This is a genomic window from Dawidia cretensis (assembly GCF_018598175.1).
Taxonomy (GTDB): domain Bacteria; phylum Bacteroidota; class Bacteroidia; order Cytophagales; family Cyclobacteriaceae; genus Ohtaekwangia; species Ohtaekwangia cretensis.
Map to the genome: position 1 here is coordinate 87,163 of NZ_JAHESE010000019.1, position 22,145 is coordinate 109,307.

The 22,145-nt window shown below is 52.5% G+C and carries 15 protein-coding genes; 10 read left to right on the plus strand and 5 right to left on the minus strand.

The genetic code is table 11. The features are described 5' to 3' along the window. The first annotated feature begins 78 nt into the window (after positions 1 to 78). The 4 genes from KK062_RS17785 to KK062_RS17800 all read left to right on the plus strand — a co-directional run bounded on the left by KK062_RS17785 (position 79) and on the right by KK062_RS17800 (position 7,870). On the plus strand, positions 79 to 1,563 hold the full coding sequence (locus KK062_RS17785; protein WP_254085684.1) for a calcineurin-like phosphoesterase C-terminal domain-containing protein: 1,485 nt from the start codon (positions 79 to 81) through the stop codon (positions 1,561 to 1,563). A gap of 119 nt (positions 1,564 to 1,682) precedes the next feature. Beyond that, positions 1,683 to 5,252, plus strand: coding sequence for an ELWxxDGT repeat protein (locus KK062_RS17790; RefSeq protein ID WP_254085685.1), 3,570 nt, complete (start codon positions 1,683 to 1,685; stop codon positions 5,250 to 5,252). A gap of 51 nt (positions 5,253 to 5,303) precedes the next feature. Continuing rightward, on the plus strand, positions 5,304 to 6,275 hold the full coding sequence (locus KK062_RS17795) for an alpha/beta hydrolase (protein WP_254085686.1): 972 nt from the start codon (positions 5,304 to 5,306) through the stop codon (positions 6,273 to 6,275). Between the two features lie 365 nt (positions 6,276 to 6,640). Continuing rightward, on the plus strand, positions 6,641 to 7,870 hold the full coding sequence (locus KK062_RS17800; protein ID WP_254085687.1) for a hypothetical protein: 1,230 nt from the start codon (positions 6,641 to 6,643) through the stop codon (positions 7,868 to 7,870). Here the strand turns inward: KK062_RS17800 and KK062_RS17805 are convergent. The 3 genes from KK062_RS17805 to KK062_RS17815 are packed head-to-tail and all read right to left on the minus strand — an operon-like array spanning position 7,799 to position 9,792. Beyond that, positions 7,799 to 8,500, minus strand: a complete 702-nt coding sequence (locus tag KK062_RS17805; protein WP_254085688.1) for a hypothetical protein — start codon at positions 8,498 to 8,500, stop codon at positions 7,799 to 7,801. The two genes, KK062_RS17800 and KK062_RS17805, sit on opposite strands and share 72 nt — an antisense overlap. Before the next feature lie 4 nt (positions 8,501 to 8,504). Next, positions 8,505 to 9,254: an LVIVD repeat-containing protein gene (locus KK062_RS17810; RefSeq protein ID WP_254085689.1), complete on the minus strand. Its 750-nt coding sequence runs from the start codon at positions 9,252 to 9,254 to the stop codon at positions 8,505 to 8,507. After that, on the minus strand, positions 9,241 to 9,792 hold the full coding sequence (locus KK062_RS17815; RefSeq protein WP_254085690.1) for a hypothetical protein: 552 nt from the start codon (positions 9,790 to 9,792) through the stop codon (positions 9,241 to 9,243). The genes KK062_RS17810 and KK062_RS17815 overlap by 14 nt, the downstream gene beginning before the upstream one ends. 157 nt (positions 9,793 to 9,949) lie before the next feature. Here KK062_RS17815 and KK062_RS17820 point away from each other — a divergent pair, with 157 nt between their 5' ends. Both KK062_RS17820 and KK062_RS17825 read left to right on the plus strand, forming a co-directional pair. Then, a complete protein-coding gene (locus tag KK062_RS17820) occupies positions 9,950 to 10,789 on the plus strand; it encodes a universal stress protein (RefSeq protein ID WP_254085691.1) in 840 nt (279 codons plus the stop codon). A gap of 224 nt (positions 10,790 to 11,013) precedes the next feature. Continuing rightward, the gene (locus tag KK062_RS17825) at positions 11,014 to 12,102 is read left to right on the plus strand and encodes a type I restriction endonuclease (RefSeq protein WP_254085692.1); all 1,089 of its coding nucleotides are present in this window, start codon (positions 11,014 to 11,016) and stop codon (positions 12,100 to 12,102) included. A 54-nt stretch (positions 12,103 to 12,156) separates the two neighbouring features. Here KK062_RS17825 and KK062_RS17830 read toward each other — a convergent pair whose 3' ends face one another. Further along, the gene (locus KK062_RS17830; protein ID WP_254085693.1) at positions 12,157 to 12,954 is read right to left on the minus strand and encodes a hypothetical protein; all 798 of its coding nucleotides are present in this window, start codon (positions 12,952 to 12,954) and stop codon (positions 12,157 to 12,159) included. A 211-nt stretch (positions 12,955 to 13,165) separates the two neighbouring features. On the opposite strand from KK062_RS17830, the gene KK062_RS17835 reads away from it, so the two are divergent. Continuing rightward, positions 13,166 to 13,594 carry a putative quinol monooxygenase gene (locus tag KK062_RS17835; protein WP_254085694.1) on the plus strand — a complete coding sequence of 143 codons (429 nt, stop codon included), beginning with the start codon at positions 13,166 to 13,168 and terminating at the stop codon, positions 13,592 to 13,594. Between the two features lie 175 nt (positions 13,595 to 13,769). Then, positions 13,770 to 14,756, plus strand: a complete 987-nt coding sequence (locus KK062_RS17840) for a hypothetical protein (RefSeq protein WP_254085695.1) — start codon at positions 13,770 to 13,772, stop codon at positions 14,754 to 14,756. 146 nt (positions 14,757 to 14,902) lie between these two features. Here KK062_RS17840 and KK062_RS17845 read toward each other — a convergent pair whose 3' ends face one another. Continuing rightward, a complete protein-coding gene (locus tag KK062_RS17845) occupies positions 14,903 to 15,844 on the minus strand; it encodes an NADP-dependent oxidoreductase (protein WP_254085696.1) in 942 nt (313 codons plus the stop codon). A gap of 88 nt (positions 15,845 to 15,932) precedes the next feature. Here KK062_RS17845 and KK062_RS17850 point away from each other — a divergent pair, with 88 nt between their 5' ends. Together KK062_RS17850 and KK062_RS17855 are read left to right on the plus strand one after the other, a co-directional pair. Further along, the gene (locus KK062_RS17850; protein ID WP_254085697.1) at positions 15,933 to 16,790 is read left to right on the plus strand and encodes an AraC family transcriptional regulator; all 858 of its coding nucleotides are present in this window, start codon (positions 15,933 to 15,935) and stop codon (positions 16,788 to 16,790) included. A gap of 99 nt (positions 16,791 to 16,889) precedes the next feature. Continuing rightward, the gene (locus KK062_RS17855; protein WP_254085698.1) at positions 16,890 to 22,109 is read left to right on the plus strand and encodes a carboxypeptidase-like regulatory domain-containing protein; all 5,220 of its coding nucleotides are present in this window, start codon (positions 16,890 to 16,892) and stop codon (positions 22,107 to 22,109) included. Positions 22,110 to 22,145: the final 36 nt, after the last annotated feature.

Consider the following 22,145-nt stretch of genomic DNA (forward strand, 5'->3'; position numbering starts at 1 on the left):
GAAACTTAATGTCCTGCATACCCGTTCGCCTGGCAATCCTCCCAATCTTTGCACGTAACCCGATTTTTTAAACTATATATGATACGAAGAGACTTTATCAAAGGACTGGGCGTGTTGGGTGCTGTGGCCATCGCGCCGGTTGTCACCCAGGCCCAGCGTCTCGCGGGCGCCAACCGCGACCTCAACACCACGCAGCTCAAGGGGCGTGTACTGGCCAATGGCAAAGGCCTGGCCGGCGTTGCCATCACCGACGGCATCAACGTAGTGCTGACCAACGCCAAAGGCGAATACACCCTGTTGAGCAACAAGACTGCTTCGTACGTATATATGTCGCTGCCGGCGGGCTATGCGTTCCCGCACGAGCAGAGCGTTACCCAATTTTACCGGGCCGTCGACCACCGTCAGAAAACTTTCACGGCCGACTTCACCTTGCAAGCCCTTCCCGGCAGCGATGACAAACACGCCTTTGTATTGTGGGCCGACCCCCAGATACAATCCAAAGAAGACGCGCAGAAACTGCTGACCCAGTCGGCGCCCGACCTGAAGGCGCTGGTGAGCGGATACCCCGCCGGCACGCTTTTTCACGGCATCGGCTGCGGCGACCTGGTGTGGGATAAATTCGAATTGTTTGCCGACTACAAACAAGCCATCGCGCAAAGCGGCATCCCGTTCTTCCAGGTCATCGGCAACCACGACATGGACCTCGAAGCCCGCACCGACGAAGGCTCGTCCAAAACGTTTGAGAAAAACTTCGGCCCGTCATATTACTCCTACAACCGCGGCAAGATCCACTACGTCGTACTCGACGATGTGTTCTTCGTCGGCGTAGACAAAAAATACATCGGCTACCTGGATGAGCGCCAGCTTGCCTGGCTCGAACAAGACCTGCAATACATCAAGCCCGGCACCACGGTGGTGGTAAGCCTGCACATTCCCTCCAACACGGGCAAGCGCCGCCGCTACAAGGAATACGCCGACGACATGGGCGGCGTGGTCCTGAACCGCGAGCGCCTGTATACCTTATTGAAGCCATACAACGTACACATCCTCTCCGGCCACACGCACGTAAACGAAAACTGGACGGAGAACAACATCACCGAGCACAACCACGGCGCTGTCTGCGGCGCCTGGTGGACCGGCCCCATCTGCAGCGACGGCACACCGAGCGGTTATGGCGTATACGAAGTAGACGGCAATGACCTGAAGTGGTACTACAAATCCACCGGCCGCCCGAAAGAGCACCAGCTACGCGCCTATGTGCCGGGCCGCCACCGTGTGTTCCACGACGAAGTATGCATCAACGTATGGAACTGGGACAAAGCCTGGAAGATCGAATGCTTTGCCGACGGCAAATCCCTGGGCAGCCCCGAGCAACGCACCGAGCTCGACCCATGGTCCGTTGAGCTTCACGAAGGCGCCACCAAGCCGGTGCCGCGCAGTTGGGTGGATCCCTCGCTTACCGATCACCTGTTCTTCATCAAACCGCCAGCAGGCACGAAAAACTTTGAAGTAGTTTGTACCGATCGCTTTAACAATCGTTACGCTGAAACATTGACGTTGTAAAACGCGGCGTACCCTTGCCCAGGGCTGTTTGGGATGGTAGCCACCGTAAAGTTTTATTTTGAGGCAGAACATACGTGCGACCACGAGGTGAGACGAAATCCCGTATTTTTGGGGTGTCTATGGAATTGACTTTATGCCTCCTGCGCCCGCTTTCCGGGCTCGCGCAATCTATTTGCCGGTTGGTTACCATTCGCAGCCTCGCATTGCTGACGACAGCCTTCGTGCTGCTCACAAATGGGGTATCCGCACAGGCGCCGCTCACCCTGTTGAAAGATATCAACACATACGAGCAAAACCCATCCACGTACAGTTCTGGCGGCCCTGGGGCCTCGATTACTTTACATCTGGGAGCGTACGATTATTTCGTTGTCAACTATGCGGTTTCGATCGAGTCACCCGCACAGCTTTGGCGCACTGACGGCACGCCCGAAGGCACGCAATACGTCATGGAGATGGGCGCGCGTTCCCTGGCCATGGCGCCTATCGCAACCGATACACACATCTACTGGGGAATAAATAACGATGAACTGTGGGCGACGGACGGTACAGTGGCCGGCACGCACCAGGTAATGGACTTCAACGGCATCTTGCCAGAACGTGCCATAAAGTTTCGCAACCAGCTAATCTTCTCACTGAAGACGGCTCAAACGGGCCGGGAATTGTGGCGGAGCGATGGCACCGAAGCCGGCACCCATATTATCACAGACCTTGACCCTGGCCGCGACGATGGCGCCACCTATGAGTTTGTGGCAACGGAGGAGGCTGTCATTTTTAACGGCACCAATGGGACGGCATACTCTCACCTGTTTCGCACCGACGGCACGGCCGCTGGTACAAGTGCTATCACTGGCCGAAATAACTCCGGTTTTTCCAATCCTTACGGTATGGTCCAGGTCAACGGCATCGTATACTTTATCGATGGAGAACGGCTGGGACGTACTGACGGCACAACGGAAGGTTCTTACGCTATAGCTATTGGTCAGGGAGCAAATACCGTTAAGCCCCAACAGCTGATGGCATCTGGCAACGATCTATATTTCTTTAACGGAACCAACCTGGGGAGGCCGGTCTTGCAACTTTATCGGTGGAGCAATGGACAGTCGCAACCGGAAATGGTAACAGAGCTGAACAGTTATACCAGAACCATGGAAATGGTGCTCTATAAAGGCAAGTCTTATTTTTTTGCATGGGATGCCGACCACGGCACCGAGCTGTGGCAAAGCGATGGCACGACGGCGGGTACCCACATGGTGGTTGACCTGACCCCCGGTGCTGCGAACGGCGCACAGGGGAGTGTGAAAGTAGGCGGTGATTATCTGTACTATCTTTCCCCGAATGGGCAAAATATCCGGCTAGCCAGCTACAACGCAACGACCGGAACAACCGGTATTATAAAAGATTTTGGACCGGCAACGGTCACCGCATCAGCCGGAGCGCTGGGTAGTAACGGCCAGGGACTGTATTTTCAATGGAGCAGCTTCAAGGACGGCAGTGTCGTCTATCACACGCAAGGAACCGCAGAAAGTACTACCGTGCTAAGAGACCTGGGCACGTCACATGCACCAGCCACCGATTTCACCGATCCATGGGTGTTGTATAACGGATATTATTATTTCGTCGCGCATGACGGTGAGCACGGCCAATGCGTCTGGAAAAGTGATGGTACAACGGCTGGAACGATCTTATTTAAAGATGTACACCCCGACACGCCGTACGGTGATGTCGCTAACCTGGTGGTAGCGGGCAATACCCTGTATTTTTCCGAGAGGACTGCCAGCAACAAGCCTACTCGTGTGTGGCGTTCTGACGGCACGCCCGAAGGAACCGTGCCGCACGCGGAGCTGATCGTTGATGGATCACCGGCGCATATACTGATCGCCAATGCCGTGAATGGTGCCCTGATGGTATGCGCCGAGAACTGGCCCTACGGTCAACGCCAATGGCTGGCAGTGAGCCGAGGCGCAGAAACTGCTGTGCCCTGTACACCGCTTGCAATCATCGGCGTCAAGCCGATCTACCCTGCCGTTGACGACACCTTTGGCCTTTTCACCTGGCCATCGCCCGGTGTAGGGTGGGAGCTGTGGCGTACCGATGGCACACCAGCAGGAACATCCATGGTAAAAGACCTGAGCCCGGAAACCTCCGCCACCGGCTCAGCTACCGAATTCCGGATGCTACTGGGTAAATATGCTTTTGGAGACTTGTACGTTACCGACGGTACCTCCGACGGTACCCGGCCATTTTTTAATTGCGGAGCAAACTGTCTGAAAGGACAATTCTCCATGTTTGAGCACGATGGTGTTGTATACTTCACGGGCCTCGATGCAACGCATGGCTGGGCGATGTATAAAACCGATGGCAATACCACAGAATTTCTGAACGATCCCAAACCGGGCGCTGTATCTACAGGCGGTCCGTTTGCATATGTTTTCCTTAACGGCCGGATCCTGTATACCAACAACATGACGTATAACGACTTCGTTGGAAATGAACTTTGGACGATGGATTTGGCCACGGGCCAGCACCAGAAGATCTATAGCTCTCCCGGCAAGATTACCCCGGGCACCTGGCCCGTAAACGGGCGATATTATTTTACCAACAGCACCTACCAAACCGGCACTGAATTGTGGTCGAGCGATGGTACCGCCGAAGGCACGCGCATGGTGCGCGACATTCAACCTGGCGAAGGCTCATCTAATCCAAAAGGACTGACCGCCCTCAACGGCGCATTATATTTCATTGCCACCAGCAACGGTCGCGATGACCTCTGGAAAACGACCGCGAACGGTGTGACGAAGAAAGTCACCAGCGCAGACGGTACGATCGGTAGATTTTACCTCATCAGTGATACCCGCATGCTGGTCGAGGTGCGGAACGACTCCAACTATGGCAACGAATACTTCTATTACGACCTGGAGGACGAGCCGGCCATGGACCCGGCCGTGGCACAGACGATCCATTTCGAAGCGCCTGCTGTAAAGAAAGTGCTCGACAGTCCCTTTACACTCGGGGCAACGGCCACATCGGAATTGCCGGTTGCATTGGTCGTGTCCGATCCCACTGTCATTCGCCTCGAAGCCGGTCAGGCCACCATCCTGCGCGCCGGTCAGGTCACCATTACGGCCACGCAAGAGGGTAGCGAAGACTACCTCGCCGCCGAGCCAGTCATACGCACTATAACTGTTGAGAAATATGAACAGACCATCACCTTCGAGCTGCCCGCCCTGGTACACGAAGGCGATGCGCCGTTGCTCCTGAACGCCACAGCGTCGTCTGGTCTGCCAGTAGAATACGCCGTGTCCGAACCGTCCATCGTCATGGTATCCGGAGCCGAGGTCACCATTCTCCGCCAAGGCACGGTAACGATCACGGCCAGTCAGTCCGGTGACGATATATACCTGGAAGCGCCGCCGGTAGGAGCAACCCTGAAGGTTGACGTAGTTCTGGGTATTGAGGATAACCTGGGCCCCGTAAAAGCATATCCGAATCCGACCACAGACATATTGATAGTCGAATCGAAGAAGCCTGTACGCGACATCACCGTAACAGATGTCTATGGAAAATCGATCACGTATTTTCGTCCATCCGAAACGACGATCAGCCTGGCCGGTGTTCCCACCGGTGTATACGTGGTCATCATCACCGGCGAAACGTTTGCGCCGGTGCAAATGAAGATTTTTAAGAAATGATATAGCGTGCCATCCCGGTGGGAAACCGCACGACAATATGTATATTGTACCATGGCACCGTATAGACTATGGTTGACGATATTGTTGCTGCCGCTCACCGGGTACGCGCAACGCACGGAGGGGCTCATCCACCGGGCGGACACGTCGTTCAGCAATGCCGGCGCGTATCGTCAGGCACGCAAGCACTATCCGTCCATCGTGCTCGTCACCGACAGTGTACCGCCGGGCGTGCAACAAGCGCGGAATGTACCGTATACCACCATCGACGGCCACACGTTGCAATTGGATGTATTTTATCCTGTACACAGTCGTAAGCCTTTACCAGCCGTCATGATCATCCATGGCGGTGGCTGGCGCTCGGGCAACCGGCAACAGCACATACCCCTGGCGGAACGATTGGCTGCGCAGGGGTTTGTGTGTTTTACCGTATCATACCGCTTGTCAACCGACGCGCTCTATCCCGCTGCCGTACACGACCTGAAAGCCGCCATCCGCTGGATCCGTGCACACGCCGCTACCTATCACGCCGACCCCACGCGCATCGCTGCGCTCGGTTTTTCTGCCGGTGCCCAGCTCGCCGCTTTACTCGGTAGCGCCACCAACGTGCCGGCCCTCGACGACAGCACCCGCAACATGGACTATAGCAGTGCTGTACAAGCGGTGGTAAACATCGACGGAATAGTGGCCTTTATACACCCGGAATCGGGTGAAGGTAACGACACCAGGTCTATTTCAGCCGCTACAAACTGGTTTGGCTATACGCGCACGGAGAACCCTGATCTTTGGCGACAGGCCTCGGCGTTGACCTACGCCGGCAAACAGTCACCACCTACGTTGTTTCTCAACAGTAGTGTAGCCCGCATGCACGCCGGCCGGGAAGACTATATCGCCATCTTACAGCGTTACGGCATTTATACGGAAGTACATACCTTTCCGGATACCCCCCATACATTTTGCCTTTTTGAACCCTGGTTTACACCAGTATTAAATTATACGACCGTTTTTCTGCAAAAGGTATTGTAGACTCTCTCGGAACTTGAATCATCCAGAGATACCCGATTTTTAAGGTTTTGTATTCAACCGATCGGTTGTTTGTAGAAATAATCAGCCTTTTTCGATACAGCATAAAAGTATACTATAGAAATCCGGTAGATGTCTATCATTGGTCAAGCAACTATCTATATAAGCAATAGATAATGAGTTATTTAGTAATAGATATTCAATAGATAACAAATAGTTTTAAAGCTATTGAACATCGTACTCTTATTTCTATTTCCTTAAAATTTAAATTATACAATTGATTGACTCGATGCAGACTTTTACTACTTTCGGCCAGGCGCTTTCGTTGCCAGTTGTTATAGGGATGTTCATTATAAAGCCAATTGATTATGCCATTTCTGGAGGGGATTACATTTACGGGTAAATTAGGTGATTTGAGCGCGTATCGCATGCGCGGTTGTTCGAAGATCGTCGTACGGCGTAAGGGTGGACCCAACCCGGACGAGCTCAAAAAAGGCGCTAACTTTATCAATACACGCCGCACGATGTCCGAGTTCGGCGGATGCTCACGCATGGGCTGGCATGTGCGCATGACGATGAACCCTATCCGGCGCCTGGCAGACTATAACTTTGGTAGTGATATCAACAGCATCATGCGCCGCGTACAGTTGCAGGATGGTACCAGTGACTGGGGGCGCAGAAATATTATCCTGTCTGATCATGCCCGCATACTCGAAGGTTTTTCAACTACCCAGGAAATGCCGCGCTTTGACTCCATCGTGCGTAACCCGGCATACTATACGCTCGACCGTGCCACGTGCAGCGCCCGCGTCGATATACCTGAACTGATGCACAGTATAAACTATTTTCCACAGAATAACCACGCGTTATTTCGCATTACCGCCACGCTGGGCATTGTGCCTGACTTGTTCTTTGACGTAGCCAAGAAAGAGTATTTGCCGCACGCCTGGTATAATCGAGGCGCTTTCGGCGTCGACGCTTCGACGGAATGGTGTCCCTCACTGGAGGGAATGGATGCTACTACACTGCAACTTTCCATGGATCAGACGCCGCCTGAAGAAGGATGGACATTGATGTTGTCGATCGGCATCGAATTTGGATCACTGCGCGAGGGTGGTCATATCAAAGAGGTGAAGCGTTTTGGCGCAGCAAAAATCCTGGCGCTACGCGGTCGCGAGGCGTCCGTGGAACAGGGACCGGAAGGTAACGATCCGGGAAGTGAAGAGGAAGTTATGCTCCGGGAGCCAGCACCGGTGCAAAACCTGAATTTTACAGTAACGAGGTCACAGTCGGAGCCGCGCCAGGCGAGTAAAAAAGCGCCGGAAGCTGACCGACAGGTAAATGATCAGCGGAGACCTCAGACGCTACAAATGATCTATCAATACACCGCGAAGACCGAGCCTGCACAAACTGAGGCGCGGATGTATACGTATGCGATGGTGATCTCCGCGTCAAAAGAGCAGGCCGCTCCGTTGCTGCAAAACCTGACGGCACGGGCTGTTTATGCTGTTGTGACGACTGCATTGTTAGGTTGCCCGTCGCCACGGGAAACGATAGCCTATACGAACGCCCATCGCCAGACCCGGCTGGTTACGTGACTCTTCCCGGGGACCAAACTCGAACCAATCACGGGATTCTTTGAATACAGGCAATATTTTATTATACTGTATAAATCGGTGGCCCAAGCCGGCGTTGATGTCCAGCAACACAGGCCCCATGGTATACACAAAACCAAATTTGAAGTTAAAACCTCCTTCGTCGTAGTGTACCCGTTGCCGGTGAATTTTTTCATAGCGGGTGTCGGGTGTTTCGCCATAGTATTCGCTGGTCGTCCTTTGTTTGGTATAGGAAATATGGTTATAATATAGCTCTGCCGCGCTGTACCAGGCAAAGCGCCCGTTTTTTGTGGCGTATACATAATAGTGCGCTTCCAGTTTTGTTTTATAGCCTTTTCGATCGCTGTTCCACTCGTCGTCGTAGTTGGCAAAGCCTCTTTCGTCATTGTGTTGAGCGTTTATCACGTGACCATATTCGCCCTGAAGTGTCAACCGACGCGCGACCCGCTGTTCGTAGGCAAATTGTACGGTCGGGTGGAAGTTCATCAGATGGCCAGGACTGAATTTAAAAGCATGCCGGGGCACGGCCAGGTCATACTCGTCTGTGCTCTGGGCAAAGGCTGCGGTGTTGATCAGCAACAGGGCAAAGAATAGTGATATAGTGGAGTACACGGTCTTAAGGGATTTCAACAGGAATGGTGCTGAGGAGCGTGAGGTGGTCAGCGCCATAGCTGTATTGCAGAATGCCCTCGGCGCTTGTGACGGTGGCCAGTCCGTTGCTGACGATGACGTCGTGGGGATTGTTGATCTCAGCGGACGTCAGAAGCCGTACGTTGGCGGGGTTACTCACATCAAATAATTTAAGGGCGCCATCGCAGACAAACAACATGTTGCCATCGATCGCCAGGCCATAGGGATGGGTGAGGGGATACGATTTAAACAAGATGGGCTGGTTTGGATCCTGGATGTCGATGATCTCCAGAGTATTGCTGCTGCTGCCACAGGTGTTGCCGCCGCGTAAGGTAACATATGCCCACTTGCCTTGCACCACCACGGGGTCGCACGAGCGGATATGTTGATATTGAAAGACAAAGCTCGGTTGCGCAGGGTCCATCAGGGAGTAGATGTACATGCCGTTCTGTGCGCCGAGGTACAGATAGCCGCCCTGGGCATGAACTGTTTCGATCCCAAAGGGTAAACTACCGGTATAAGCGTGCACGAGTGTATCGCGGCGCGTGAGGTCAAAGACTGAGAGCTGATCATCGATGACGGTATACAGGTAGCTTCCATGCACTGTAAAGCGGGCTGTCGAGCCACCCTGACCCGTAGGCGCAGGGCTATTGGAAGGATCTGAGTCGCTACAGGCTACAAGGCACAACAGAAATAAGAGCCTTATGAGGGTATTGCGGTAGTTATTTGGGCGCATAGCAAGACGGGTTTTCAAGTGTGGCGGGTTCCCAACCGGTAACATATCCTTTTAACGGGTCGACACAATCAAAGTAGTAGCCCTTTGGTGGTGGCGGCATATTGGACGTCATGATACGGCCGGGGTCAAGCTCCTTTCCCAACGGCGTGGACCCGATTTTTACAAGCGTATTAAAGTCATCGATGCTGAGGGCAACCAGGTGATTGAGATGATCTACATAGAGCACGTTGTCCCGAATAGCCAGCTCGCGGTTGCCCAGAATGTGAATGAATCCGATAGGCACCGGCGACGCGGGGTTTTTGTTGTCGAAAAGGTGAATGCCGCGGTTATATTCATTAATTAACAGGTAAGCACCGTAGCGGTAAATTTTTCCGGGGTAACGCACGGGCTGTGCATCCTGTAGTGCGATTCCAGTAATGTCCAGGGGGTTGTAGACCGGCCGGTAGCCTTGTACGATCTCTGGGCCGTCGTCGTATGTACAGGCATTCAGTGCCACAAGCAGCGCGAAGAACCCGCATAATGACAGGAAGTTTCTCATAGGTAGGAGTTTCAACAGGTCAGACACGGCCGGTTGGCAAAAGGTTGGAATGAGTCTACGGAAGTCTGATGGAAATCAGCCGCCATCCTGACGGACTTCATCTGCGACATTGCTGCGCCAGGCTATTTTTGAAGTACGATTTGAAACCACAATTGCCATGAAACGAATCATTGTACCCTGCGATTTTTCCGGACCCGCCGTACACGCGTTCCGGTTTGCCGTCGACGTAGCCGCTCAGGCAGCCGGTGAAATACACCTGCTGCATGTTATCGAAGTACCGATATTGCAAGATCCGGCAGTCTTGTCGTTTGAAGATGGCCTCTTTAAAGAGCTGCGCGCGCAGGCCGCGCTGGAAATGCGCACGCTCACGGTGGATGTGCCAGATAGCGTAAGCGTTATCCATGCGATCCGCTTCGGATCTATGCACAAGATCATACCCATCTATGTGTCCGCTGTCGACGGCGACCTGGTCATCATGGGCACCCACGGCGCCAGCGGCCTGCGCGAGTTCTTCGTAGGCTCCAATGCCGGGAAGGTCGTGCGCACATCGGCCGTACCGGTCATCACCGTCAAGGATAACTATAGCGGCCCCGTGAAACGCATTGTGTTTCCTTGTACACTCGAAAACGAATTCCAGGAAGAGCTGGCCCACAAGGTCAAAGCTCTGCAACAGTTCTTCCAAACCCGTCTGCATATTGTCTGGGTCAATTCGCCTCTATACCCTGAGCGCGACGTCAACGTTCGGGAGCGTCTCGAAGCCTTCGCCGAGCGTTTGGGCTTTGAAAACTATACGGTCAATATATACCATGACATGGACACTGAAGCAGGTATCTTAAACTTTGCCCATCAGGTCGAAGCCGACATGATTGCCCTGGGCACTCACGGCCGCCGCGGTATGGCGCACTTCCTGCACGGCAGCGTGGCCGAAGACATCGTCGACCACTCCAGGTCGATGATCTGGACGTCAGTGATGCCGTCTGCTGTTAGTGAGTATTAATGATATCCTTATAGTAGTGATTTTGGTTTAGTGTGTTAATGACGTTTCATGAGGCAAAACGTAGTATGAGCGGCAAACATTTTTATATAGTGTGATCTTTTGCCGAATGATAATAAACCTCTAACTTGAATGGAGAGGCTCCTGACGCCTGGCATTTGAATGACGAGTTGGAGGGGAGCGTTGTTTATTCCTTTGTCTGCATACTAACTAACCTACTATATTTTATGGATTTTAAGGACCAGATTAAGCAGTTGGGTGATCGGGTGGCTAAGATGCTGCCCCAAATCCAGACGGAAGAGGCAACTAAGACTTCGTTGACGTTACCCTTTATTCAGATTTTAGGATACGATATCTTTAATCCTGCTGAAGTTAACCCGGAATTTATTGCGGATCTAGGAATCAAAAAGGGTGAGAAAGTGGACTATGCCATCATGAAAGGGGGAGATCCCATTTTGCTGATTGAATGTAAACACCATAAGGAGAAATTAGATCCTCATAACTCTCAGCTATTTCGATACTATCATACGACAAAGGCTAAATTTAGTCTATTGACAAACGGTGTGCATTATCGATTCTATACGGACCTGGTGGAGTCCAATAAAATGGATGAGAAGCCGTTTTTTGAATTCAATCTGACGGAGATAAAGGATGTTGAGGTTGACGAGCTCAAAAAATTCCATAAGTCGTATTTCGATGTGGATAATATTTTTACGACGGCAAGCGAGCTCAAATATTCTAGTGAGATAAAAGCTGTTCTTTCTCAAGAATTTAAAGAACCATCGGATGGTTTTGTTAAATTTTTTATTGGGAGTGTCTACGACGGCCGGGCGACAGAAAAAGTAGTTTTGCAATTTAAGGAGATCGTGCGGAAATCGGTTACTCAGCTTATTAGCGATATGATTAGTGATCGATTGAAATCGGCTCTTTCAAAAGAGGCCGAAGTGGAGAATCAACGCGTACAGGAGGAAGCAGCGTTGAAAGTGGAGGAAGAAGCCAAAAGTATTGAGACAACAGAAGATGAGAAAGAGGGCTTTATGATTGTCAAATCGATCCTACGCAAACGCATTGATTCGAAACGCGTTGTGGGAAGGGATACGAAGTCGTATTATGGTGTGTTGCTTGACGATAATAACCGTAAGCCATTATGCCGTCTGCAATTTAATGGAGCGAAGAAATACTTAGTTCTTTTTGATGAGGCTAAAAATGAATCAAAACATGAATTAGTTACATTAGACCAGCTATTCGATTACAGTGAATTGCTTTTGAGAAGTGTTGATTTTTATGAGAAAGAGCCTGTAAAGGCAGAAGCTTAATCATTCTCTTTTAATAAAACATATGAACGCCGGTCTGTTATAGGCCCGGCGTTTTTAGTCTCTAATCTTTTCAAACCGCCACATTCCAAACGGATTTTCAAACAAGTCATGGCCGGCGTTGGGTTGGTCGCTTTCTTCGTGGATGCGGTATATAGGCGCGTCGCGGTAGGGTGAGAAGGTTTGGCCGGCGTGGATGGTGGGTTTGTCGACAATCTGGTAATAGCCAAAGGAGCTTAAGGTGTCCATGATGGCGGCGCGGTCCTGGCCGTCGACAAAAAGCGCATCTTTGAGTCCGAGGTTGTGCATGCCGCAGGAGTAGAGTATACCGCGCTCGGAATCCAGCAGCACGTCGAGAACAAACATTTTGTAGAGGCTGGCTTCGTCGAAGTCTTTTTCCAGCATGTCGAGCCATTGCGCTTTGGTAAAGGCCTTGCCGGCCGACTCGACTTTAAGACCAATTCCGCCGGCTTTTAGCAACGCGGCACCGGCCCGGGCAATCTGCTCGGCGGCCTGGAGACTACCCGTTTCACCCACCACGTAGAGCACGGTTTTGTGGGCTTCGATGGCGTCGAGGAACCCTTTTTCATCACGTACACCGGTAGTGCTACCGGCTACTTCAAACGACTGTCGCATGCGCGTGTCGGGGTCACATATTTCCAGCTCGTAGCCTATGCTACGCTTCATGTCAAACAGCAGCATGCCGGCAAAGATGTATTCGTTCAGGTTGTTTTCGGCAATGGCGTGGAGTACCTCTTGATGGTTCTGCCAGGGGCCGGGTACACACAGTACCGTTTTAACGGTGGGCGTAACGGGTGTCGCTGGAGTTTGTTTCCGTTTGAAGAAATTCAGCATGGTAATGGGGTAAGGGGTGTCACGGACCAAGGTAGCAGTTTGCGTACAACGGCACAACGTGCCTCTGCCCAACGGCGGCAAAATGCCCCAATCCTATGGGCAGGACGGCCGGGTGCAATTTTTTTTGCATAGATGTGCCGGGTGGCGGCGGCTGCTGACATACAGCTGTCAACCGGGTAGCCTACTTTTGGTCCATCAAACACCCAGGGCCATGAAACTCGCTATCTTTCTGATCACCATGTGCGCATCGTCAGTAGTGTGCACGGGGCTATTTTTTAAAACACAGACCAAGAACCAAAAGAATACGACTATGGAGAAGACCACCATTCCTGCTACTAAATATGGCTTGACCGGTAAATTTCGCGCCAAGGCCGGGCAGGCCGATAAGCTCACAGCTATCTTGCTGGAGGCCTCCCGCCAGGTGTCGGCCGTGAAGGGCATACGTGTATACGCCATCGGCCGCGACCCGAAAGACGAAAATGTTATTCATGTCATGGAGATCTGGGACAGCAAAGAAGATCACGACCAGTCGCTCGCGCTGCCCGAGACCCGCGCGCTGATCGGCCAGGCCATGCCGTTGATCGATGGCAAGCCCGAAGGCGTAGCACTGGAGATGGTCGGCGGACTGGGCGTTGATTGATTCCTTTGGGGATTTAACTTTGGGGAAATAGATTATTTCCCCAAAATTATATTTGTGCCATCGTTGGCAGGGTGTGATAAAATATATACTTTCAGGCAATGATTTGACTATATCCTTCATCGTAAGTGTAAGGATACGTTTTATGGCATTGTAACAGTTATCAGTTATAGTATATATGAAAGTAGAAAATGCCGGGAGATGGCTATTCTCCAATTTACCCTGGATTTTTATGTTGCTGGGTTTTGTATTCATGCTGGTTGGGCATATGTTATCCGGGCATGGATTTGCAAATGAGGCAGGAACGTTGTTGCCGCAGACTGTTGCACGGTTACCGTCGGCTTTCAATAGCATCGGAACAACGATTTTAGGTGGTGGTATTTTTACCGCGGTGCTGAAGTCGTTTCAGTTTACCGGAATTTTCCGGGAGGAGTTGGCGAAAGTGATGTTTAGTCGCGAGTACCTTGAAACGCAGAACAAGTCCCATATCGAAGGGATTTGGACGCGTGTATCGCAAGTTATGTTTACGCATAAATTCCCATCGATCAGTCAATTGATCGAATCGTCCATCTTAAAGACGTATTTTCCTGTTGATCATAATTATAGTTACGAAGGTATCGTGCACCGGTATTCCAATTTTGATATTGAAGAAGTGGGCGATAAAGTCTACGTTGCATACGAGCATGAAATGACCGGAAGAATTGTGCCTTTGGAAAAGAAGGGGGAATTTTTGTGGACGGTGTATTATGCGGCACAGGAAGATGAATATTCTTATCGGAAAGTGATAGCATTAACAATTTGCCGAGGGGATATTTTAGTCAAGGACTTGCAGCATGAAATGCAACAATCCATCCACGCCAATAAGTTTATGACTCGGCTAACCTGTCAATATGGGGAGAAGTATGAATTTAGAAAGGTAGAAAAACGCAGGTTTCGGTTGGACTTGCCGACGAATGAGCAATTGATAGTGCAGACTTCAAAGGTTACGGATCGTATGAAAGTGATCGTGAATTTTAATTCGAAACTTTTGAATGTATATTTCGTACATAAGACCATAGATACTTTTGAAGATTTGGAAACAAGCCCGGGAAGAATCTATAGAGACTATCCAGGGGTTCTTTTGCCGTCTCATGGATTTTGTTTAGTTTTAAATAAGAGAAATTAAAAGATAGCCACAGTATGAAAATTATCGAAATAGTATAATCCACCGAATTGCCTCGTACAGAGGCGCGAAATATGCTCTCAGTAAAAAAGCACGATTTTTTAAGCCGTGCTTTTTTGTTGATATAGAAAATTCGATAATGGTATAAATTATACTTGTATAACGATCTTGCCTACCGTGCGGCCTGTTTCTACTTGGAGGTGCGCGGCACCTATTTCGCTGAATGGGAAAACTTGTGATACGTGCGCTTTGAGGGTACCGTTGGCGAGCAGGGCGGCAATAGCCTCCAGGTCAACGCCGTTGGATTGTACCAGCATGAAGCTGCCATCGACACCTTTGTCTTTTGCTTTCTGTACCACGGCTTCGCTCAGACCCGAGGGAATGCTGATGATGGCGCCACCCCGGTTGGCGATCGTCAACGAGCGGTCGATGTTGTCGCCGCCGACGGTGTCGAGTACAAAATCTACCGGCCCGGCTACCTGCTCAAAAGGCTGTGCGCGGTAGTCGATGTGTTCGTTTGCGCCGAGTCCCAGGACGAAGTCTTTGTTTGCGGCCGACGACGTGCCGATCACATAGGCGCCCCGGTGCTTGGCCAGCTGTACGGCGAAGTGACCAACACCACCAGCGGCGGCGTGAATGAGCACACGTTTACCCGGGCCTACCTGCGGATGGTTGGCCATGGCCTGCCAGACTGTGAGCGGCGCGAGCGTAGCGGCCGCGGCTTCTTCAAACGATATATTGGCGGGTTTATGCGCGAGGTGATTTGCGGGAGCAGCAACGTATTCGGCGTACGCCTGACCGTGACCGGGGAAGTTGACCATGCCAAAAACGACATCGCCTGGGCGGAAGGTGATAACGCCGGCGCCTACGGCGGCGACAATGCCGGCAATGTCCCAACCTATGACGATGGGCGTAAGCTCTTTTAGACGACCGTACACCCCCTTGCCGGCGCGAGTCTTGACGTCTACGGGGTTGAGGCTGATAGCTTTTACTTGTACCAAAACGTCGTTTTCACCCACCGCGGGCTGGGGAAGCTCGGTATATTGCAGCTGTTCAATGCCGCCGGGAGCCTGTAAGATGATTGCTTTCATGTCTTTTGTGATGTTTAATAATGCAAATTTATACCGGGTTTTATGGGTATTCCGGTACTATTACTACCTTTTTCGGTAGTTTTGCGTCATGAAGCACGAAACCTTGTACGAACCGTTTGAAGTGGCCTTTAGCAAGCTGGACGAAGGCCCCAGCGCCGGCCACCGTCATTTGTTTTTCGAGCTGGTATATATCATGTCGGGCACGGGCAAGCAGTGTATTAATAAAAGCACCTTTAACTACCGGCCGGGCCACATGTTCCTGATCACACCGCAAGACTGTCATTCGTTTGACGTCGGGGCCACCACGGAGTTTTTTTTTCTCCGGTTCAACGATAATTATATACGCTCCAAGTCCTTCCACACCGACGACCTCCGGCGGCTGGAATATATTTTACAGAATGCCAATCATCAACCCGGCTGTATCCTAAAGAACTTATCCGACAAACCGCTGGTGCGGAGTCTGGCCGAGGCCGTCATTGCGGAGTTTGTAAACCGCGACCTGTATAACCGCGAGCTCGTTGAGAAGCTGGTGAATACATTGATCGTCATTGTGGCTCGGAACATCGCCAAGTATTTGCCGGCCGCCGTGCACGAAGATACCGATGGACGCGCCCTGGATATGCTCCACTACGTACAGGCTAATTTATGCCAGCCGGAGAAGCTCAAGGCAGAACACCTGAGCAAACAGTTCGGGGTATCCGAATCGTACCTGGGACGTTATTTCAAAAATAAGACACAAGAGACGTTACAGCAATATATTTCCAACCTGCGCCTGCGGCACATCGAATCGCGCCTGCGCTTCAGCGACCTGCGTGTGCACGAGATCGCTGCCGAGCTGGGCTTTGCCGATGAGAGCCACCTCAACAAGTTCTTGCGAAAGGCAACGGGCAAAAGCGCTCTACAATTCCGAAAGGAAATGCAGCGCGTCGCGCAGCCGGTCGCTTAAGGGTCGCGCGCGGCTGCCGTGCACGTTTGAATTTTTTTCACCTGCCCGTATGGAATTGTGTCCGGTCGTGCATCCTGAGGGGAACTAACCCTATTTCCTATGCAGGACTTTTACCGATCCGCCTGTGTGATATGCTGGTTGCTGGCCGTTGCGTTGCCGGCACACCCGCAGGATCAGGATCTCGCCACGCGTCGTCAGTCCAGTTATTATACGTTTATTTATAAGGTCCGGCCGGGCGAGGTTCAACGGTTGTACGACAATATTCGCGATTTTGAAGTGTCTATGCTCGATACGCTGGTAGATGTGTATCCGACGGATTCGACGTATGCCCGCACGTTGCCGGTGGGGCATTATATGTTTCTGTATGCCAACGGTGGCGAGCTGGGAGGGGAGCTACGTTCGGTTAACAATGTAGACCTGAAAGTATTGAACAACCGGCGGGACCTTGTGCTGGTGCTGTATGACTCGCTGGGGCGGGAAGTTGCCGATGCACAGGTGTATGTGCGACAAAAGAATATCCCATACGATACAGTCAGTGGCACATACAGGTTGGCCAGCGCTAACCGCCAGGGAACTTTGCGGGTGGAGTACGGGGGCCATGTCTCGTATTTTATGATCCAGCGTCAGTCGAACAACGGCGTGGTCGTGCGCACAGGTCGGAAGGTTCTCCACTCGGCGCCGGTGAAGATTCTGCTCTCACCGTACCATTACGTCAAACGAAATATTTCAAACCTGGTATATGGCGATCGATTGTCGCCGCCTGGTATTTATTATCGTCTTAGCCCGCTTTGGGGAGATGTGCGTATGGGCGGATATGTGGCCATGAATAAGCCGGTGTATAAAGCCGGCGACACGGTGCGGTTGAAGGCGTATATTGTTTCACCACGCGGACGTCGGTTTCGCAAGCCGGTGGATTTGTACCTTTCGGATAACAGCTATCGCGATGATATGTCTGACAGAGAGTTGGGTACTGCAAAACCTTTTCGCCCGGGGGCTTACACCCATGAGCTTGTTTTGCATGATAGCCTGGGCCTTTTGCGTGATCGCCGTTATTTCATCCGGTTACAGCGTGGTCGCCGACGTACCCTGCCGGAGGGCAGCTTTCAGTTTCAGGATTATGTGTTACAGCAAAACACCTATTCCGTGCGGGTGGAGCAGGGGCGACCCGGAGAACCTTCATTGTTATACCTGAAAGGCGTTGATGCCAATGATCTTCCGGTGTACGACGCGCGGGTAGAAATATTGCTGCGCCCCGTACGGGTGCAGCAATATTTTCCGCGCCAGGTTTTTGTGCCCGATACGCTGTGGTATCATACACTTGCGCTGGATCCTGTCGGCGAGACCGCGGTGGTGTTGCCCGATAGTGTGATGCCCGATGTGGCGTTACGATATGAGGCCGTCGTCTCTTTTCTGAACAGCAGCCAGGAACGGGTAGAAAAGGTTGTATCGCTTTCGTATAATCGTCGACCGTTTCCCGTGGCGTTGTTGCTGCAGGGCGATACGTTGCAGGTGAAAGCCTGGGATGCAGGTAAATATCCTGTGTCGGGTCCGGTGCGGTTAGAAACCTTTACTGGTGTCGGTATATCGTCCATGCGCGAAGTGGTGTTGCCCTATCAGGAGAAGGTGCGCTATGCCGCGACACTCTACCGGGTGCACTATGCCGACAGCACCGTGTCGTTGGCCCCACGTGACCAGGCCGCGGCGCTGGTGTTTACCGCGCGACGTACGCACGACTCATTGCATGTGAAGACCGAGAACCCACGGCATATTCTCTTCCGGTATTTTCTTTTCCGCAACAGCCGATTGATTGCGTCGGGGAAAGATGTGGACGTGTTGTGGAAACGTAAGGCTGACGCCCGGGCGACCTATACGCTGTCTGTGCAATACACCTGGGGTGGTAATGTATACAACGAGGAGCATCCCTTCACCTTTGATACCCGCGAGCTGGCCATTGGCGTAGAGCATCCTGAACAGGTATATCCCGGACAACGGGCGCCCATTACGATCACGGTACGCGATGCGCGCGGACAGCCGGTACGGGATGTCGACCTGACAGCGTATGCCTATACGCGCAAGTTTACGATGCCGACCGATGTCGCCGTGCCCAACTTAGGGAGGATGCCACGCAAGCGGGAGGAACGGAATGTATTTATGGGGGAGCGTTTAAAGCGGTGGTTAAGCAGGCCCTTGTCATATACTACCTGGGGTGCCCGGTTGGGGCTGGACAGCCTGTTGTTTTATCGCTTCCTGTTTCCCGACGGTGGATACTTTGAAAACCGGCAGCCTGCCGACGTCGCGCAGGTCGCGCCGTTTGTTGTGCTGCAAGGAAAGGTCATGCCGGCGCATATTGTATATATCGATGGACGCGTGGTGTATTATGACGGCGCCTTGCAACAGCCGTATTCGTTCACCGTGCGGCCCGGTGAGCATACGGTTACCGTGCGTCTGCCATTGTCACAGATCACGCTACCCCACGTGCGGATAGACTCGGCACAGAAACTGATTTTATCGTTGGATTATAATCATTTGCCCGTGTACGCAACGCGTGTGAAAATGCCCTATAAATTGACAAAGGAAGAGGTAGTCGGGCTTGCGACACATTTTATACCGGTTGAGCGTGCGGGGATTGCCAAGAGTACATACTTGCAGCAGGGAGATCATTACCTCACATTGAATGGCCGGGAAGATAGCCGGCGGTATTGGAATACATTACTGGTGGGGCCGGTTTACCCCGGAATGGCAGCCATTACGCACAACGATAGCGTGCGCATGACCTTTCCGATTGCGCTGGACTATCAATATCAGTTGCGCAACAACATGTTGCTTCTGAAGGAGGTTGATGTTCGATCAAGGATTCAGCAGGGATCGCGGTCCTGGAGCATGGGCTTCAGTCTTTTACGCGACAGAGCCTATACGGCGCAACGTATACGGTTTTTGCCGGAGGGAACGGTAAAACAGTTTTTTCATTACCGGCAGCCTCCCGGCCTGTCCGCAACAACGCAACGCATGGGCAGGGTAACGCTGGATCCATATCCTGCGACAAGGGGGCTTGCCGTGACCACCACTTGTTTTATTCGGCTTGACGACCCGCAGGAGCAATACCCGTTTGCGGGAAATGTGTTGGGCCGGACTTTGCCGGTGGGAACGTACCGTGTGGTGGTCGTCTTTGAGACAGGGCAATACATGCAGGTCGATTCGCTGGTGGTGCGGCCGTATGGTCATACCTATCGCACAATGGATGATAGCTCGTTGCTGGCCGCCGACCCGGTCAGCGCGGCGGCGCTGGCGGCAGCCCAACGGTGGTTGGGTACCGGCCCTTTGGATGCCGTCGAACGCGAGCAGGAAGTAGCGCGACTGCGCAATCAATACTATGTCCCTTCTGCACCACGGCAGCCTTGGGGCAGGGCCGTGCAGGGGCGCGTGACAGATGAAACGGGTTTACCAATCCCGGGTGTAAATGTGATGGTCAGGGGAACCACGCAAGGAACTGTAAGTGGCGTAGATGGATACTACATACTGGACTGCCCCCCGAACGCTACGCTTGTGTTTGCTTTTATAGGATATGATACGCAGGAGCGGATGGCAGATCAGTCGGTGGTGAATGTCAGTTTATACGCAGATGTCCAAATGTTGCAAGAGGTGGTGGTGGCCGGCGATCGCGCCGTGGCATTGGGTAAGATCACGCAGCACAGCAACGAGGTGCTGCGCGTGACACGCAGTATCGTGGTGAATGGTAGCGTACAACGCAGCGACAGCGTAGCGCCTGATCGTGCGGTGATCGACAGCATTTACTTACAGACAGCGGGGCATGATTCTATATCTGTTCGTTATACGGCCTCCACGCGACTGTACCGTGACGGCGAGCTGCGAACCCTGCCGGTGTACCCGCGGGGCACGCTGGAGACAACGGGCATGTTTGCCAGCCTGGCGCGCGATACGACGTTTACCTGGCGCTTTACGGACACAACCGCTGTCACGATCCATGCGCAGGGCGACTTGTCGGATGTGTTGCTGCAAGAGGTGGCTTATTTAAAAACGTATGCCTATGACTGCAATGAGCAGTTAGCCTCGCGGTTACGGGCGCTGTTGGTGGAGCAACAACTGTTGACGTACCAGAAGAAGGAGTTTCGTGAGCAGGCCGCCATCGAGAAGCTTATCCGGAAGCTGGTGTCGCATCAAAACCGCGATGGCGCATGGGCCTGGTGGAACAGCGGTGCAACCGATGTATGGGTGACGTTGCACGTCGCGCGTAGTCTGCAGCTGGCTGCACAGCAGGGTTATGCCGTACCGGTTGATAGAGCCTTGTTGTTTCGTACGCTGGCGGGTGAGCTATCGCACGATAGCCTGCCGGTCGAGCTTGCCGTGATGCAATTCCTGTTAGAGCAGGGCCAGACGGTGGCGGCGCAAGATGTTGTGTATGCCGTGCGGCAATCAACCCGGGCCACGTTGCGCGAGCGGTTGCTGGTAGAAAGTATTGTGCAGCTCACGGGCGGCAAGATCGATCGGGCATGGATCCAGTCTATGCGACAGATGACCTCCAAAGGGAATTATTATTGGGGGGTATATGACGGTCCGGTCGATGACAACGCGCTGACCAATACCTGGCAGGTGTACCAGTTATTGGCGAAAGAGGGGGGAGTGGCACCGCAAGACCTGACCCGTATTCGCTATTATTTCTTGGAGATGCGCGGGCAACATTGGCGCAACACGTATGAGTCGTCGTTGCTGTTGGAAACGCTCGCGCCGACGCTTACGAATATGTCGCAGCGCGCGGACCATGATGTAGCGTTACGATTGTCGGGCGATAAACAGGATACGACGATTCACGCATTCCCCTATACATTCCGTGCGAACGTTACAACGCTGCAGGTTTCCAAAACAGGTGATTGGCCGGTATACCTGACGGCCCACCAGCAACACCGGGTGGAGAATCCAGCGCCGGTAGATAAAGATTTTGCGGTGACAACGGCCTTTGAGCCTGGCAGCCTGCGCCTGGCGGCGGGTAAGCCCGTACGGTTGACGGCTACCGTGACGGTGAAACACCCAGCGGAGTATGTCATGTTAGAGATCCCGATCCCGGCGGGATGCTCGTATGGCGCCAAGCTGCCGGGAGCGAACCGCGAAGAAGTTTATCGTGAGCACCGGTATGAAAAGACGGTGATCTTCTTTAAACACCTCGAGCCCGGGGTATACCGGTATACCGTGGAGCTGATACCGCGATTCAGTGGAACCTATGCGTTGAACCCGGCGCGGGTGGAGTGTATGTATTTCCCGACGTTGTTTGGCCGGGAAGGTATCAAGACAGTGAATGTGCGATAGGAAAAAGCAAGTGAGCGGTTCCGGAGGGACGGAACC

What these genes read in the sequence shown, in the direction of transcription:
- KK062_RS17785 (WP_254085684.1), top strand. Translation starts at nt 79, where the DNA reads ATGATACGAAGAGACTTTATCAAAGGACTGGGCGTGTTGGGTGCTGTG.
- KK062_RS17790 (WP_254085685.1), top strand. Translation starts at nt 1,683, where the DNA reads ATGGAATTGACTTTATGCCTCCTGCGCCCGCTTTCCGGGCTCGCGCAA.
- KK062_RS17795 (WP_254085686.1), top strand. Translation starts at nt 5,304, where the DNA reads ATGGCACCGTATAGACTATGGTTGACGATATTGTTGCTGCCGCTCACC.
- KK062_RS17800 (WP_254085687.1), top strand. Translation starts at nt 6,641, where the DNA reads ATGCCATTTCTGGAGGGGATTACATTTACGGGTAAATTAGGTGATTTG.
- KK062_RS17810 (WP_254085689.1), bottom strand. Translation starts at nt 9,254, where the DNA reads ATGCGCCCAAATAACTACCGCAATACCCTCATAAGGCTCTTATTTCTG.
- KK062_RS17815 (WP_254085690.1), bottom strand. Translation starts at nt 9,792, where the DNA reads ATGAGAAACTTCCTGTCATTATGCGGGTTCTTCGCGCTGCTTGTGGCA.
- KK062_RS17820 (WP_254085691.1), top strand. Translation starts at nt 9,950, where the DNA reads ATGAAACGAATCATTGTACCCTGCGATTTTTCCGGACCCGCCGTACAC.
- KK062_RS17825 (WP_254085692.1), top strand. Translation starts at nt 11,014, where the DNA reads ATGGATTTTAAGGACCAGATTAAGCAGTTGGGTGATCGGGTGGCTAAG.
- KK062_RS17830 (WP_254085693.1), bottom strand. Translation starts at nt 12,954, where the DNA reads ATGCTGAATTTCTTCAAACGGAAACAAACTCCAGCGACACCCGTTACG.
- KK062_RS17835 (WP_254085694.1), top strand. Translation starts at nt 13,166, where the DNA reads ATGAAACTCGCTATCTTTCTGATCACCATGTGCGCATCGTCAGTAGTG.
- KK062_RS17840 (WP_254085695.1), top strand. Translation starts at nt 13,770, where the DNA reads ATGAAAGTAGAAAATGCCGGGAGATGGCTATTCTCCAATTTACCCTGG.
- KK062_RS17845 (WP_254085696.1), bottom strand. Translation starts at nt 15,844, where the DNA reads ATGAAAGCAATCATCTTACAGGCTCCCGGCGGCATTGAACAGCTGCAA.
- KK062_RS17850 (WP_254085697.1), top strand. Translation starts at nt 15,933, where the DNA reads ATGAAGCACGAAACCTTGTACGAACCGTTTGAAGTGGCCTTTAGCAAG.
- KK062_RS17855 (WP_254085698.1), top strand. Translation starts at nt 16,890, where the DNA reads ATGCAGGACTTTTACCGATCCGCCTGTGTGATATGCTGGTTGCTGGCC.